At 61.2% G+C, this 13,055-nt stretch carries 13 protein-coding genes; 8 read left to right on the top strand and 5 right to left on the bottom strand.

Annotated elements, in window-relative coordinates; genetic code table 11:
- Positions 1–120: 120 nt before the first annotated feature.
- A complete protein-coding gene (pyk, locus tag J7E24_RS09500; RefSeq protein WP_215137481.1) occupies positions 121–1,560 on the bottom strand; it encodes a pyruvate kinase in 1,440 nt (479 codons plus the stop codon).
- Between the two features lie 59 nt (positions 1,561–1,619).
- Positions 1,620–2,051: an IPExxxVDY family protein gene (locus J7E24_RS09495; protein ID WP_026351496.1), complete on the bottom strand. Its 432-nt coding sequence runs from the start codon at positions 2,049–2,051 to the stop codon at positions 1,620–1,622.
- 163 nt (positions 2,052–2,214) lie between these two features.
- Here J7E24_RS09495 and J7E24_RS09490 point away from each other — a divergent pair, with 163 nt between their 5' ends.
- From J7E24_RS09490 to lgt, 7 genes are all read left to right on the top strand, one after another.
- Positions 2,215–2,451 carry an acyl carrier protein gene (locus J7E24_RS09490; RefSeq protein WP_019948606.1) on the top strand — a complete coding sequence of 79 codons (237 nt, stop codon included), beginning with the start codon at positions 2,215–2,217 and terminating at the stop codon, positions 2,449–2,451.
- A 181-nt stretch (positions 2,452–2,632) separates the two neighbouring features.
- Positions 2,633–3,886, top strand: a complete 1,254-nt coding sequence (gene fabF, locus J7E24_RS09485) for a beta-ketoacyl-ACP synthase II (RefSeq protein WP_215137479.1) — start codon at positions 2,633–2,635, stop codon at positions 3,884–3,886.
- A gap of 125 nt (positions 3,887–4,011) precedes the next feature.
- Positions 4,012–4,761, top strand: a complete 750-nt coding sequence (rnc, locus tag J7E24_RS09480; protein WP_215137477.1) for a ribonuclease III — start codon at positions 4,012–4,014, stop codon at positions 4,759–4,761.
- Positions 4,762–4,934: 173 nt separating this feature from the next.
- Positions 4,935–6,908, top strand: coding sequence for an NAD(+) synthase (gene nadE / locus J7E24_RS09475; RefSeq protein WP_215137475.1), 1,974 nt, complete (start codon positions 4,935–4,937; stop codon positions 6,906–6,908).
- Positions 6,909–7,131: 223 nt separating this feature from the next.
- Complete coding sequence (locus J7E24_RS09470) at positions 7,132–7,764, top strand: RNA polymerase sigma factor (RefSeq protein WP_215137473.1); 633 nt, start codon at positions 7,132–7,134, stop codon at positions 7,762–7,764.
- Positions 7,757–8,053 carry a hypothetical protein gene (locus J7E24_RS09465; protein WP_215137471.1) on the top strand — a complete coding sequence of 99 codons (297 nt, stop codon included), beginning with the start codon at positions 7,757–7,759 and terminating at the stop codon, positions 8,051–8,053. The genes J7E24_RS09470 and J7E24_RS09465 overlap by 8 nt, the downstream gene beginning before the upstream one ends.
- A gap of 92 nt (positions 8,054–8,145) precedes the next feature.
- Positions 8,146–9,153, top strand: coding sequence for a prolipoprotein diacylglyceryl transferase (gene lgt / locus J7E24_RS09460; protein WP_251047128.1), 1,008 nt, complete (start codon positions 8,146–8,148; stop codon positions 9,151–9,153).
- Positions 9,154–9,273: 120 nt separating this feature from the next.
- On the opposite strand, the gene fbaA is transcribed toward lgt, so the two are convergent.
- Positions 9,274–10,359, bottom strand: coding sequence for a class II fructose-bisphosphate aldolase (fbaA, locus tag J7E24_RS09455; protein WP_215137469.1), 1,086 nt, complete (start codon positions 10,357–10,359; stop codon positions 9,274–9,276).
- 140 nt (positions 10,360–10,499) lie between these two features.
- A complete protein-coding gene (locus J7E24_RS09450) occupies positions 10,500–11,417 on the bottom strand; it encodes an SdiA-regulated domain-containing protein (RefSeq protein WP_215137467.1) in 918 nt (305 codons plus the stop codon).
- A gap of 211 nt (positions 11,418–11,628) precedes the next feature.
- Between J7E24_RS09450 and J7E24_RS09445 the strand changes: the two genes are divergently transcribed.
- On the top strand, positions 11,629–12,744 hold the full coding sequence (locus tag J7E24_RS09445) for an aldose epimerase family protein (RefSeq protein ID WP_251047127.1): 1,116 nt from the start codon (positions 11,629–11,631) through the stop codon (positions 12,742–12,744).
- Positions 12,745–12,783: 39 nt separating this feature from the next.
- On the opposite strand, the gene yidD is transcribed toward J7E24_RS09445, so the two are convergent.
- A complete protein-coding gene (yidD, locus tag J7E24_RS09440) occupies positions 12,784–13,005 on the bottom strand; it encodes a membrane protein insertion efficiency factor YidD (RefSeq protein ID WP_215137465.1) in 222 nt (73 codons plus the stop codon).
- Between the last annotated feature and the right edge of the window lie 50 nt (positions 13,006–13,055).

The raw sequence follows: 13,055 nt of genomic DNA, 5'->3' as shown, positions 1-13,055 counted from the left end.
CCTTGTGAGGCCTAAACGAACCGTTGGAGCGGCTGTTCAGGTTTCACAAGGTCCTTCGCTTTGCTCAGGATGACAGGCGGGCAGCTAACAGCCAGCAGCTATAAGCTAATAGCTACAGAATTAAGCCACGCTCACTTTCACCATGTTGGTTTTGCCCTTCTTGTTGATGGGCATGGAGGCGGTGTTGATGAACACGTCGCCCTTTTGCAGGTGGCCCGAGGCGGTGAGGGCGAACTTGATGTCGGAAATGGTGCTGTCGGTGCTGACGAGGCGGTCGTAGTAGAAGCCGCGCACGCCCCAGATGAGGCTCAGGGCCGTGAGCAGCGGGCGGTTGTCGGTGAAGATGAAAATGTTGGCCTGGGGGCGGTACTTGGCAATCTGGAAGGCCGTGTAGCCGCGGTGCGTCATGCCGGTAATGGCCTTGGCCTTGGTGTTTTTGGCCAAATGGCAAGCCGCCGACAGCACGCTGTCGACCATGAACGAGGGCGCGGTAGGGTCGATGGGAAACCAGTGGTTGTAAAGGGCCGGCACCTGAGTTTCTACGCTTCGGATAGTGCCCACCATCGACCGAATTACCTCAGCCGGGTACTGGCCCACAGCGGTTTCGGCCGACAGCATCACGGCATCGGCGCCGTCGATGACGGCGTTGGCCACGTCGCTGGTTTCGGCGCGGGTGGGGCGCGGGGCCGTAATCATGCTCTCCATCATCTGGGTGGCCACAATCACGGGCACGCCCAGCTTATTGCACTTGGCCACGATGCTCTTCTGGGCCATCGGCACTTCCTCCATCGACACTTCCACGCCCAAATCACCGCGGGCCACCATTACGGCATCGGTGAGGGCAATGATTTCGTCGAGGTTGCGCAGGCCCTCGGGGGTTTCGATTTTGGCTATTACCCGGATGGCTTTGCCGCTCTCGGCAATCAGGTTTTTGATGAAGCGAATATCCTCGGCGCGGCGGGCAAACGAGAGGGCAATCCAGTCGACGTCGTTTTCGAGGCCGAAGCGCAGGTCCTCGATGTCCTTCTCCGTCATCGAGGGGGCCGACACGTCGGAATTGGGTAGGTTGATGCCTTTGCGGGGCTTCACGAGGCCGCCGTACACGACCTCCACATCCACTTCCTGGTCGCGGTCGGTAGCCAGCACGCGCAGCTCTAGCTTGCCATCGTCGATGAGAATCATGTCGCCCGGCTTCACGTCGCGGGCCAGGCCCATGTAAATCGTGCTCAGGCGGGTGGCCGTGCTGATTTCCTTCTCGCCGCACACCAGCTTTATTTTGTCGCCGGCCTTGATTTCGACCTGGCCACCCTCCACTTCGCCGAGGCGGATTTTGGGGCCCTGCAAGTCCTGGAGCAGGCCCACGTTCATGCGCAAATCCTTGTTGAGGCGGCGCACGGTGTGGATAACAGCCTGATGGTCTTCGTGGGTGCCGTGCGAGAAGTTGAGCCGGAACACATCGACGCCTTCGCGCATGAGCGTGGCCAGCTTGTCGTAGGTGTTGGAGGCCGGCCCAACGGTGGCAATTATCTTGGTTTTATTGAAATGCGGCGTGACTTCCATGAGGTAGCGGAGAAACTAAAAAGCGAAAAGAAAGAGGCGGTGGCCGATTGGCCGGCGTCTCAGAAAAGAAAGTTCTCTTTAAACTTCAGGTCGTTGGGGTCGAACTGGCTGACGAGCTGCACTTCGGGCAGGGCCGTGAGCTGGGCAATAAGTTGGGGGGTGGGGGGCAGGCCCGCGCCGCCGGCATTAATCTGCAGCAGGTAGTCGTACTGGCGGATGTCGGGGGCGAGGTAGGGTTTTTTCAGGGCGGAGGCGTCGGCGCTACGGTTGCGGAACAGGCGCAGCGTGTGGTGTTCGGTGGCGTGCAGGTAGTTGCTGATGACGAGGCGGCCCTTCTGCAGCAGGTCGAAAATCAGGTCGGGCTGCTTGATGAGGCGCAGGTGCAAGGTACGGTTGAGCACCCAGGCCAGCGTGTGCTCGCGCGACGACGAAACGAGCCCGAACAGGTCGAAGTCGCAGGCGTAATCCACGTCGAGGGTGAAGGTTTTCATAAGCGGCGGGGCGGGGGCGAAAAGGCAAAAGTACGCGGCCTGCCGGGCCCACAAAACTGGCAGGGCCATAATCTTACACCCGCAAGATAAGGGGTCGGAAGTTTGACAATGTTAGCGAAGATGGTGTTATTTGTGCCGAGTTTTCTTTTAAACCCCCACGGAAATGTCTGAAATTGCAGAGAAAGTAAAGGCCATCATCATCGATAAATTGGGTGTTGAGGCGTCGGAAGTAACCCCCGAGGCTTCGTTCACCAACGATTTGGGCGCCGATTCGCTTGACACGGTTGAGCTGATCATGGAATTCGAAAAAGAATTCAACGTGTCCATCCCCGACGACCAGGCTGAAAACATCGGCACCGTGGGTCAGGCTATCAGCTACCTCGAAGAGCACGCTAAGTAGACTTTTAAGTATTGAGTAGCTGGTATTGAGTAGTGAGATGACGTGCAACGGGGTTTTTATGGACCGTCAGCACATTATCTCACTACTCAATACCAGCTACTAGATACTGCTTCCCGGTCGGCCTGCCGCCGGCCGGTTTGCTTTTGTACCCTTTCCATTTTCCCGCTACTCAAACTAGCCTATGTCTCTTCGGAGAGTTGTCGTGACCGGCCTGGGTGCCCTTACCCCCGTCGGCAAAACTGCCCCCGCCTACTGGGAAGGCCTGGTGGCCGGCCGCAGCGGCGCCGCGCCCATCACGCGCTTTGATGCCGGCAAGTTTAAAACCCGCTTTGCCTGCGAAGTAAAGGACTACAATCCCGACGATTACTTCGACCGCAAAGAAGGCCGCAAAATGGACATCTTCACCCAGTTCGGCCTGGTTGCGGCCAACGAGGCCATCGAAGACGCCCGGCTCAACGAGGAAGGCATCGACAAGGACCGCGTGGGCGTTATCTGGGGTTCGGGCATCGGCGGCCTTACGTCGTTGCAGGCCGAGTGCATTGCTTTTGCCAACGGCGACGGCACGCCCCGTTTCAACCCCTTCTTCATTCCGAAAATGATTGCCGACAGCTCGTCGGGCAACATTTCCATCCGCCACAAATTCCGGGGCCCCAATTTCGTGACCACCTCGGCCTGCGCGTCGTCGTCGGACTCGATTATTTCGGCCTTCAACTACATCCGCCTCAACATGGCCGACGTCATCGTGACGGGCGGCTCGGAGGCAGCCATCACCGAATCGGGCGTGGGCGGCTTCAACGCCCTCAAGGCCATGAGTGAGCGCAACGACGCGCCCGAGCAGGCCTCGCGCCCCTACGACAAGGAGCGCGACGGCTTTGTGCTGGGCGAGGGCGCGGCCGCGCTGGTGCTCGAAGAGTACGAGCACGCCAAGGCCCGCGGCGCCAAAATCTACGCCGAGCTCATTGGCGGCGGTATGTCGGCCGATGCCTACCACATCACGGCCCCCGACCCCGAGGGCAACGGCGTGGTGCTGGTAATGCAGAACGCCTTGCGCGACGCCGGCATCAAACCCGAGGAGGTGGACTACATCAACACCCACGGCACGAGCACGCCCCTGGGCGACGGTGCCGAGGTGAAAGCCATCCAGAAAGTGTTTGGTGAGCACGCCTACGACCTGAACATCAGCTCGACCAAAAGCATGACCGGCCACCTGCTGGGAGCCGCCGGGGCCATTGAGGCCGTGGCCTGCATCATGGCCATGCAGCACGACATGGTGCCGCCCACCATCAACCACTTCACCGACGACCCCGAGCTGGACCCCAAGCTGAATTTCACCTTCAACGAGGCCCAGAAGCGCGAAGTGAACATCGCCATGAGCAACACCTTCGGTTTCGGCGGCCACAACACGTCGGTTATCTTCCGGAAGGTCAATTCGTAATGTGCAGAATGTGGGCTAAATGTGCGGAATGTGAAAAAGAAGTCTGTTTTACTAACGTTGGCAGTTCGGCAGATAGATTCCGCACATTCATTCACATTTAACCACATTTATCACATTTGAAAAAAATGCCCAAGCCAGGTCAGCCTCTGCCGATATTCGGCTTTTTTCGCCGGCTGATTGGTCGCGACCGGGCCTTTCGGCAGGCCATTACCACGATTACGGGCCGGGCGCCGGGCAACGTGCAGCTGTACCGGCTGGCCTTCACGCACTCGTCGGTGGTGCGCCAGCAGGGCGAGCAGGCCCGCCACCAAAGCAACGAGCGGCTGGAATTTCTGGGCGACGCGGTGCTGGGCACTGCCGTGGCCGAGTTCCTGTTCCGCAAGTTCCCGTACGAGCAGGAGGGCTTCCTGACGGAGATGCGCAGCCGCATCGTCAACCGCGAAAGCCTCAACAGCATCGCCCTCAAAATCGGCCTCGACAAGCTCGTGCAGCTCGACGTGGCCCAGGGCCGGGCGGCCCGCTCGCGCTCCGTAAACGGCAACGCCCTGGAGGCCCTGGTGGGCGCCGTGTACCTCGATCACGGCTACAAAACAGCCCGCAAATTCGTGCTGGCCCGTTTGCTCAAGCCGTTTGTGGATGTGAAGGCCATGACCGAAACGACCACCAACTTCAAGAGCAAGCTGATTGAGTGGGCCCAGCGCAGCGGCAAAAATATGCGCTACGAGCTCACCGGCGAAGCCCGCCCGGGGGGAGTAATGGAGTTCTCGGCCGTGGTAGTGGTAGATGACGAGCCCGTGGCCACCGGCATGGGCCTCTCGAAAAAGCAGGCCGAGCAGTTGGCCGCCGAGCGGGCATTGGCGGCGCTGGGAGTATAAGAACGGCTCTGCGCCCTCTGCGAAACCACTGCGTCCTCTGCGGGCTAAAATCGTAACAACGACTAAGCCCGCAGAGGGCGCAGTGGTTTCGCAGAGGGCGCAGAGTCGTTCAAAAGCAACCCAAGCCGGGAAAAAGGAGTTGATTTGCAGAACCAACATCCCGACCCGAAACCATGCGAATAGCCGGCGCTGCCCTCAACCAGATTCCCTTCGACTGGACCCACAACCTGCGCACGATTCAGACGGCCATAGCCCAGGCCCAAGAAGCCGGGGTGGAGCTGCTGTGCCTGCCCGAACTGTGCCTAACAGGCTACGGCTGCGAGGATTTGTTTCTGAGCGACTGGCTGCCCGAAGCGGCCCTGCAACGCCTGCAAGCCATCCGGCCTTGGACCCAGGGTATCTGCGTGGTGGTGGGCCTGCCAGTGCGCCTGAATGGCCGGACCTACAACACCGCCGCCGTACTGCGCGACGGGCAGATTCTGGGCTTCGCGGCCAAGCAGTTTCTGGCCAACGATGGGGTGCATTACGAGCCCCGGTTCTTCCACCCGTGGCCGGCCGGCGAAACCACCACGGTACGGTGGGAAGGGGAGGAGTGGCCGCTGGGCGACCTTACGTTTGAGCACCAGGGCGTGAGGTTCGGGTTTGAAATTTGTGAGGATGCGTGGCGGCCCGACGAGGTGCGGCCCGCCAGCCGCCTCAAGGGCCGGGTGGATTTGATTGTGAACCCCTCGGCCTCGCACTTCGCCATGAGCAAGACTGACTTGCGCTACCAGCTGGTGCTCAAGGCCTCGCGCAAGTTCGAGTGTGCCTACCTCTACACCAACCTGCTGGGCAACGAGTCGGGCCGCATGATTTACGACGGCGAAATCCTGGTGGCCCGCAACGGTCATCTGCTCCAGCGCAACCAGCTGCTGAGCTTCAAGGAAGTTGATTTGGAGTGCGTAGACGTGGACTTTGCCACCGACCTGCCGCCGGCCGAACAGATTCCGGCCCTGCCCACGCCCGATGAGTACCTGGAGCTAAACCAGGCGCTGAGTCTGGCGCTGTTTGATTACCTGCGGAAGGCCCGCAGTAAAGGCTTCGTGCTCAGCCTGAGCGGCGGAGCCGACTCCAGCATGTGCGCCGTGGCGGTGGCCGAGATGGTGCGTCTGGGCACCGCCGAGTTGGGCACCGCCGAATTCATGCGCCGCTCGGGCTGCTTCACGGCCGCCGACATAGCGGACATCACCGGCGAAAAAGAGGCCGAGCCCACCCGCCCCGAACTGGTGGCCGCCGACGGCTCGCCCAGCCCCGCGCCGGCCGGTAACCTGCCCGCCGCCAGCACCGAGGCCGTTACCGTAAATCAACGCGAGCTGAACCGCTGCCTCACCGGCCGCCTGCTCACCTGCGCCTACCAGGGCACTGTCAACTCCTCCAACGACACATTCAATTCGGCGCAGGAGCTGGCCGAGGACGTTGGGGCCGTGTTTTATCACTGGGAAATTGACGACGAAGTAAGCGGCTACGTGGGCAAGATTGAGCACGCCCTGGGCCGCCCCCTCACCTGGCAAACCGACGATTTGGCCCTGCAGAACATTCAGGCCCGGGTGCGCGCCCCCGCCATCTGGATGCTGGCCAACATCGGCAACTGCCTGCTGATGACGACCTCCAACCGCTCGGAGGCCAGCGTGGGCTACTGCACCATGGACGGCGACACGGCCGGCTCCATCTCGCCCATTGCCGGCGTCGATAAGTATTTTGTGAAGCAGTGGCTGCGCTGGGCCGAGACGGAGCTGAACTACCCCGGCCTGCACCGGGTGAACGGCCTGCAGCCCACCGCCGAGCTGCGCCCGCTGGCCGACAACCAGACCGATGAGCGCGACCTGATGCCCTACCCGCTGCTCAACCGCATCGAGCGGCTGGCCTTCTACAACCGCCTGGCCCCCGCCCAGGTGCTGGCCACGCTCGTGCACGAAGACCCCGCCGCCAACCCCGAGCAGCTCAAAACCTACGTCAAGCGCTTTTTCAGCCTCTGGAGCCGTAACCAGTGGAAACGCGAGCGGTTCGCCCCCGGCTTCCACCTCGACGACTACAATGTGGACCCGCGCTCCTGGCTGCGCTTCCCCATTTTGAGCGGCGGCTATACCCAGGAGCTGGCGGCGCTGTAGGCTGTGAGTTGGTGGCTTTCTTACTGCAATGGTGTAGAGACGCGATGGGTCGCGTCTCTACACCATTGCAGTAATTTAACGTTTTGTTCAGCAGGCAATTGAATAATAAATAAAGACGCGGGCGCAAGCTCTGGGCTCCAAGCGGTCCTAAGCTTGTGAAACCCTGCTGCGGGCGGCAACTGCCGGAGCAGGTCGGGTCCCGCTTCCCTTATCTGCTTCCCGGATGTACGCTCTTCCGCTGCCTGCGCTGCCTCAGTTACTGCCCAATGCGCCGCCCGCGCCGGCCAGCGCCGATGTCGAGCTGGTGGCGCAGTTGCAGGTGGGCAGTGAGGCAGCGTTTCGTACGCTGGTAGAACGCTACCAGAACCGGGTGTACCGCACGGTGCTGGCGCTGCTTGGCTCGCCCGAAGAGGCCGAGGATGTGGCGCAGGAAGTATTTGTGGAGGTGTACCAGACGATTGGCCAGTTCCGGGGCGAGGCCACGCTGACCACCTGGCTTTACCGGCTGGCCACCTCGCACGCCCTCAAGCACCGGCGACGGGCCCGCACCCGTAAGCGCTTCGCCTACCTGACCAGCCTGTTCGGGCTGGACAACCAGGTGCTCCACGAGCCGGCGCACCACGAGCACCCGCAGGCCCAGCTGGAAGGCCGGCAGCAGGTGGAAATCCTGCGGGCCCGGATTGCCCGGCTGCCCGACCAGCAACAGGTCGCCTTCACGCTGCGCCACGAGCAGGAGTTGAGCTACGAGGAAATAGCGGCCGTACTCCAGACCACGGTGCCCGCCGTCGAGTCGTTGTTATTTCGCGCCCGCAAAACGCTGCGCGCCCACGTTCAAGCCACCCCGCGCCATGCCTGATTCCGCTGACCGCTTTAATGCCGATGAAGAATGGGAAGACCTGCTACGCCAGTTGCCGGCCTCGCCGGCCGCCAGCCCCCGCCCGTACTTTTACAGCCGGGTGCGCGCCCGAATCGAGCAGCAAGCTGCCGCCGAGCGGCTGCCGGTGCGCACCTGGCTGCACTGGCCCGCCTACGCCGTGCTGCTGGGCGCCCTGCTGCTGCTAAGCGGCGACGATGCGGCCTTGCAGTCGGTAAGTGCCATCAACTCGCCGCCCACTTCCCCAGAAGCCAGCTTCGGCGGCGAGTAGCGCCCGGCACCCGGACACCGATGCTGCCTGGCGCTCGGGCCGGGCCGGGCTTGGCGGAATCGTAAGCCCATTGTCTGACTACCTTTGAACTCTTGTCATCTTTTGAAGCCGTACCCTATATGCTGAGTGCCATCCTTTGGAATCAAAACCCCATTATTGCCCACATCGGGCCGCTGACGCTGCGTTGGTACGGACTGCTGTTTATGTCGGGCTTCGTGGTGGGTACGTTCATTCTGAGCCATATTTACCGCTCCGAGAAGGTGTCGCCGCGCTGGGTTGACGTGATTACGATTTACGTGCTGATTGGCACGGTGCTGGGTGCCCGGCTGGGCCACGTTTTCTTCTACGACTGGCCGCAGTACAAGGATAATATTCTGAGCATCTTCAAGATCTGGGAAGGCGGGCTGGCTTCGCACGGGGCCACTATCGGCATCATCTTCGCCGTGTGGCTGTTCAGCCGCAACAATAAGTTCGATGTGCTCTGGACCCTCGACCGGATTGTGCTGGTAGTGGCCGTGGGCGGAGCGCTCATCCGCATCGGCAACCTGATGAACTCCGAAATCGTGGGCCACCCCACCACTGCGCCCTGGGCCTTTGTGTTTCCGCGCGACTACGAGCACCTGCAGAAGCCAACCGCCGACCAGCCAGTTCCAGCCGATTCGTACGTGGTTGAGCGCTTCCGCCAGCCCAATGATGATATCAAGGTAACCGCCCGGTTAGCCGGGCCCACCGTGGCGGCCGGTTCGCTGGTGGCCGTGCCGCGCCACCCCACCCAGATTTACGAGTCGCTGTTCTGCGTGTTCCTGTTTGTGCTGCTGTACGGTATGTGGAACCGCACCAAGGAGCGCACGCCTCGGGGGCAGCTGTTCGGGCTGTTTGTAGTGCTACTGTTCTCGTTCCGCTTCTTCATCGAGTTTTTCAAGGAAGACCAGGTGGCCTTCGAGCAGGGCATGCAGTTCAACATGGGTCAGCTGCTGAGTATTCCGCTGGTGTTCATGGGTCTGTACGTACTCTGGCGCGCCGGCAAGAACCCTCAAAACCCCCACGGCTATGCCCCGCGCGACCTGGCCCAGTATGAAGCCGAAGAAGCCGCTAAATAAGCTGTTAGCTGAGAGCTGCTAGCTATTAGCTTTCGTTTTGGCAAATCAATATTCCGCATAGAAAAGGGCGCCGCACTCAACCGAGTGTGGCGCCCTTTTCGTTTTTCAGCTAACAGCTAACTAGTTGCGGTTGGCGGCGTTCAGGTCTTCGAAGGCTGCCTTGAGGCGGGCAACGAAGCTTTCCTCGCCTTTGCGCAGCCATACGCGCGGGTCGTAGTATTTCTTGTTGGGCGAATCCTCGCCGTTGGGGTTGCCGATCTGGCCCTGCAGGAAGGCTTCGTTTTTCTGGTAGTACTGGCGGATGCCGTCCCAGAAAGCCCACTGCATATCGGTGTCGATGTTCATTTTGATGGCCCCGTAGCTGATAGCCTCGCGGATTTCCTCCTGCGACGAGCCCGAGCCGCCGTGGAACACGAAGTTGATGGGCAACTTGGCATCGAGGCTGAACTTCTCGCGCACGAACTCCTGCGAGTTGTGCAGGATTTTCGGCTCCAGCTTTACATTGCCGGGCTTGTATACGCCGTGCACGTTGCCGAAAGCCGCCGCAATAGTAAAGCGGGGGCTGATTTTGCTGAGCTCCTCGTAGGCGTAAGCTACCTCCGATGGCTGGGTGTAGAGCTTGCTGGAGTCAACGTCGGAGTTGTCGACGCCGTCTTCCTCGCCGCCGGTTACGCCCAACTCAATTTCGAGCGTCATCCCGATTTTGGCCATGCGCTCCAGGTACTGCTTGCAGATTTCCACGTTCTCCTCGATGGGCTCCTCCGACAAGTCGAGCATGTGCGAGGAGTACAGCGGCTGGCCGTGCTGGGCGAAGTGCTTTTCGCCAGCTTCGAGCAGTCCATCAATCCAGGGGAGCAGCTTTTTGGCGGCGTGGTCGGTGTGCAGCACTACGGGCACGCCGTAGGCTTCGGCCAGCAGATGGATGTGCTGGGCACCCGAAATAGCGCCGGCAATGCTGGCCTGCTGCTTGTCGTTGGGCAGGCCTTTGCCGGCGTAAAACTGCGCACCGCCGTTCGAGAACTGGATGATAACGGGCGAATTCAGGTCGCGGGCGGTTTCGAGCACAGCATTTACCGTGTCGGTACCGGTTACGTTCACGGCGGGCAGGGCGTAGCCGTTGGCCTTGGCGTGTTCGAAAAGCTGCTGTACTTCGTCGCCGTACAGCACGCCGGCCCGCAGGCCGGAAGGGGTGGAGTGGTCAGCCATCTGCTGGAAAATAAGGTAGTGACGCGGGCGGGAACACCGCGTCGGATGGGGGGATATCTAGGTCAAATTTACTGAAAAGAATACGCCCTGGCCAATAAAGCAGCCCAACGGCTGCCAGGCTGGCTTCGGCGGCCGTTGGGCTACTCGAACTGGTAGGTATAGAAGCGGCCCTGCTCGGTGCTCAGATAAAGCGTCTGGTCGGTACTGAAAACGGCCCCTTCGGTCTGGCCAACGCCCTTAAGCGAAACCTGCGTGGGTTTGGCCTGCAGAATAGCCGTTAGGTTGTCGCCTTCAAACACAAACATTTCTTCGCGGGCCAGCAGCACCAGCCGACGGCCGTTGGGGCTGAGGGCTGCATCGGTTACCTCTCCCGGAATGGCCAGCTTCGTGAGCAGCTTGGCCGTGTAGTTGCCGGGCTGGTCGGGCACGGTGTATACCTTGCTGGTCGTGCCGAGGCCACGGTCTTTGGTGAACAGGTACACCTGCCCGTCGTGCCAGAGCGTGGCTTCGCAGTCGAAATTGCGGTCCTTTTTCTTGGGCGGGAATTCAGTCTGATCGGGGTACTTGAGCTTGATTTCCTGGACGATTTTGGGGTTGAGCGGGTTAAGGCGCAGAATGACCAGATCCTGGCGGTTGTTGTTGTTGTTGCCCACGTTGCCGATGTACACATTGCCCGAGTTGTCGCGGGTTACGCTTTCCCAGTCGCCGCTTTTTACCGGCACCTCAATGCGGGCCAGCACGTTGCCTTTGGCATCTATCTTAAACAACACGGGCGGGTTGCCCTCGTCGCCGTGGGTGTAAAAAGTGCCATTATCGCCCGTCAGGGCCAGGCCCGAGCTTTCGGGCACTTCCGCTATTTTGCCTACCTGCGTTAGGTTGGCAATAGGGGCGGCCTTGTCCTTGTTCTTTTTGCCCTTCTTTCCCTTTTTGCCTTCCTGGTCCGGCTGGCCGGTGGTGTCAGAACCCAATGAAGCATCTTCGGATTGCTTGGTTTGAGCTTCGGAGCAGCCGCTGACCAGGGTTGCGGCCAAAGCGGGGATAAGAAGGAATGCGCGCATACACTGCATAGTAAGGGAGAATGAAGAGTAGTAAGGTGCCCGCAGGCAACATCGAACCACGCTATACGAGTCTGCCGCTACAAGGGTACCTGTTGGGAATATGGGTGCTGGGAAGCGCAACGCCGGCCGGCCCGCTGCGTTGTAGCGCTACCGGCCGGTGCGGCCGCTTTTGTTTTGTACACGTCGGCCCGAGCCGGCTGATTTTTCGTCCATGGCTTCTTCCCCGATTTCTGCCAACCAGCCCGCCGTTCCTATATCCATGCCGTTCGGCGAAACTGCCGACGGGACGGATGTGCAGCTTTTCACGCTGCAGAACGCCCACGGCATGCAAGTGGCCATTACCAACTATGGCGGCATTGTTACGCGCCTGCTGGTGCCCGACCGCGCCGGCCGGCTCGGCGACGTGGTGCTAGGCTTCGATAAGTTGAGCGACTACCTGCGCCGCCCGCCCCACGAGTCGCCCTACTTCGGGGCCCTTATTGGGCGCTACGGCAACCGCATTGCCCGGGGACGTTTCACGCTCGATGGCAAAGAGTACACGCTGGCTACCAACGACGGTCCGCACCACCTGCACGGCGGCCGGCGCGGCTTCGATAAAGTGGTGTGGCAGGCCACGCCCGGCACCTCAGCCGCCGGCCAAACGCTCACGCTGCACTACACCAGCCCAGCCGGGGAGGAGGGCTACCCCGGCAACCTGGCTGTAACCGTAGTGTACACCCTTACCGAAAGCAATGCGCTGTGCATCGACTACACCGCCACCACCGATAAAGCCACGCCGGTTAACCTCACCAACCACAGCTACTTCAACCTGAGTGCCGGCCAAAGCCCGAATGTGCTAACACACGAGCTGCTGCTGAACGCCGATAGGTTCACGGCCGTCGACGACCAGCTGATTCCGACCGGGGAGCTGCGGCCGGTGGCGGGCACGGCCATGGATTTCCGGCAGCCCCACGCCATAGGGGCCCGCATTGCCCAGGTGCCCGGCCCGCCGCCCGGTGGCTACGACCACAACTGGGTGCTCAATGGCAACGGCATGCGCCTAGTAGCCCGCGTGTACGAGCCCGCCTCGGGCCGCACCCTGGATGTGCACACCGACCAGCCCGGCGTGCAGTTTTACTCCGGCAACTTCCTCGACGGCAGCCTGACGGGCAAAAACGGCCGGATATATGGGAAACACGCCGGTTTCTGCCTCGAAACCCAGCACTTCCCCGACTCGCCCAACCACGCCAGCTTCCCCAGTACCATCCTGCGCCCCGGCCACACGTTGCGCACCAGCACGATTTATTTATTCGGAGCTGCAAGCGACAAGCCTCAAGCTACAAGCTGACCGCCCGTTAGCTTGAGGCTTGTCGCTTGCAGCTCCACCCTAGGGTACCGGGTCATGGCCGAAGCCGCCCCAGGGGTGGCAGCGGCCGATGCGGCGTAGCGCCAGCCGGCCACCGCGCCAGGGGCCGTGCTTTTCGATGGCCTGCACGGCGTAGGCCGAGCAGGTGGGCACGAACCGGCAGCTGGGCGGTTTCAGGGGCGAAATCAGGTGGCGATACACCCACAGCAAACCCAGCAGCAGATGGCGGAACAGGTAGGTCATGGTTGGTTAAAGATACGGGCTAACAGCATTTCCCGCAGAGGACGCCGTGT

The organism is Hymenobacter sp. ISL-91 (genome assembly GCF_018613725.1).
Taxonomy (GTDB): domain Bacteria; phylum Bacteroidota; class Bacteroidia; order Cytophagales; family Hymenobacteraceae; genus Hymenobacter.
Note: the sequence above shows the minus strand (reverse complement) of the source record. Positions and strands in the feature narration are given on the sequence as shown.

What these genes read in the sequence shown, in the direction of transcription:
- pyk (WP_215137481.1), bottom strand. Translation starts at nt 1,560, where the DNA reads ATGGAAGTCACGCCGCATTTCAATAAAACCAAGATAATTGCCACCGTT.
- J7E24_RS09495 (WP_026351496.1), bottom strand. Translation starts at nt 2,051, where the DNA reads ATGAAAACCTTCACCCTCGACGTGGATTACGCCTGCGACTTCGACCTG.
- J7E24_RS09490 (WP_019948606.1), top strand. Translation starts at nt 2,215, where the DNA reads ATGTCTGAAATTGCAGAGAAAGTAAAGGCCATCATCATCGATAAATTG.
- fabF (WP_215137479.1), top strand. Translation starts at nt 2,633, where the DNA reads ATGTCTCTTCGGAGAGTTGTCGTGACCGGCCTGGGTGCCCTTACCCCC.
- rnc (WP_215137477.1), top strand. Translation starts at nt 4,012, where the DNA reads ATGCCCAAGCCAGGTCAGCCTCTGCCGATATTCGGCTTTTTTCGCCGG.
- nadE (WP_215137475.1), top strand. Translation starts at nt 4,935, where the DNA reads ATGCGAATAGCCGGCGCTGCCCTCAACCAGATTCCCTTCGACTGGACC.
- J7E24_RS09470 (WP_215137473.1), top strand. Translation starts at nt 7,132, where the DNA reads ATGTACGCTCTTCCGCTGCCTGCGCTGCCTCAGTTACTGCCCAATGCG.
- J7E24_RS09465 (WP_215137471.1), top strand. Translation starts at nt 7,757, where the DNA reads ATGCCTGATTCCGCTGACCGCTTTAATGCCGATGAAGAATGGGAAGAC.
- fbaA (WP_215137469.1), bottom strand. Translation starts at nt 10,359, where the DNA reads ATGGCTGACCACTCCACCCCTTCCGGCCTGCGGGCCGGCGTGCTGTAC.
- J7E24_RS09450 (WP_215137467.1), bottom strand. Translation starts at nt 11,417, where the DNA reads ATGCGCGCATTCCTTCTTATCCCCGCTTTGGCCGCAACCCTGGTCAGC.
- J7E24_RS09445 (WP_251047127.1), top strand. Translation starts at nt 11,629, where the DNA reads ATGGCTTCTTCCCCGATTTCTGCCAACCAGCCCGCCGTTCCTATATCC.
- yidD (WP_215137465.1), bottom strand. Translation starts at nt 13,005, where the DNA reads ATGACCTACCTGTTCCGCCATCTGCTGCTGGGTTTGCTGTGGGTGTAT.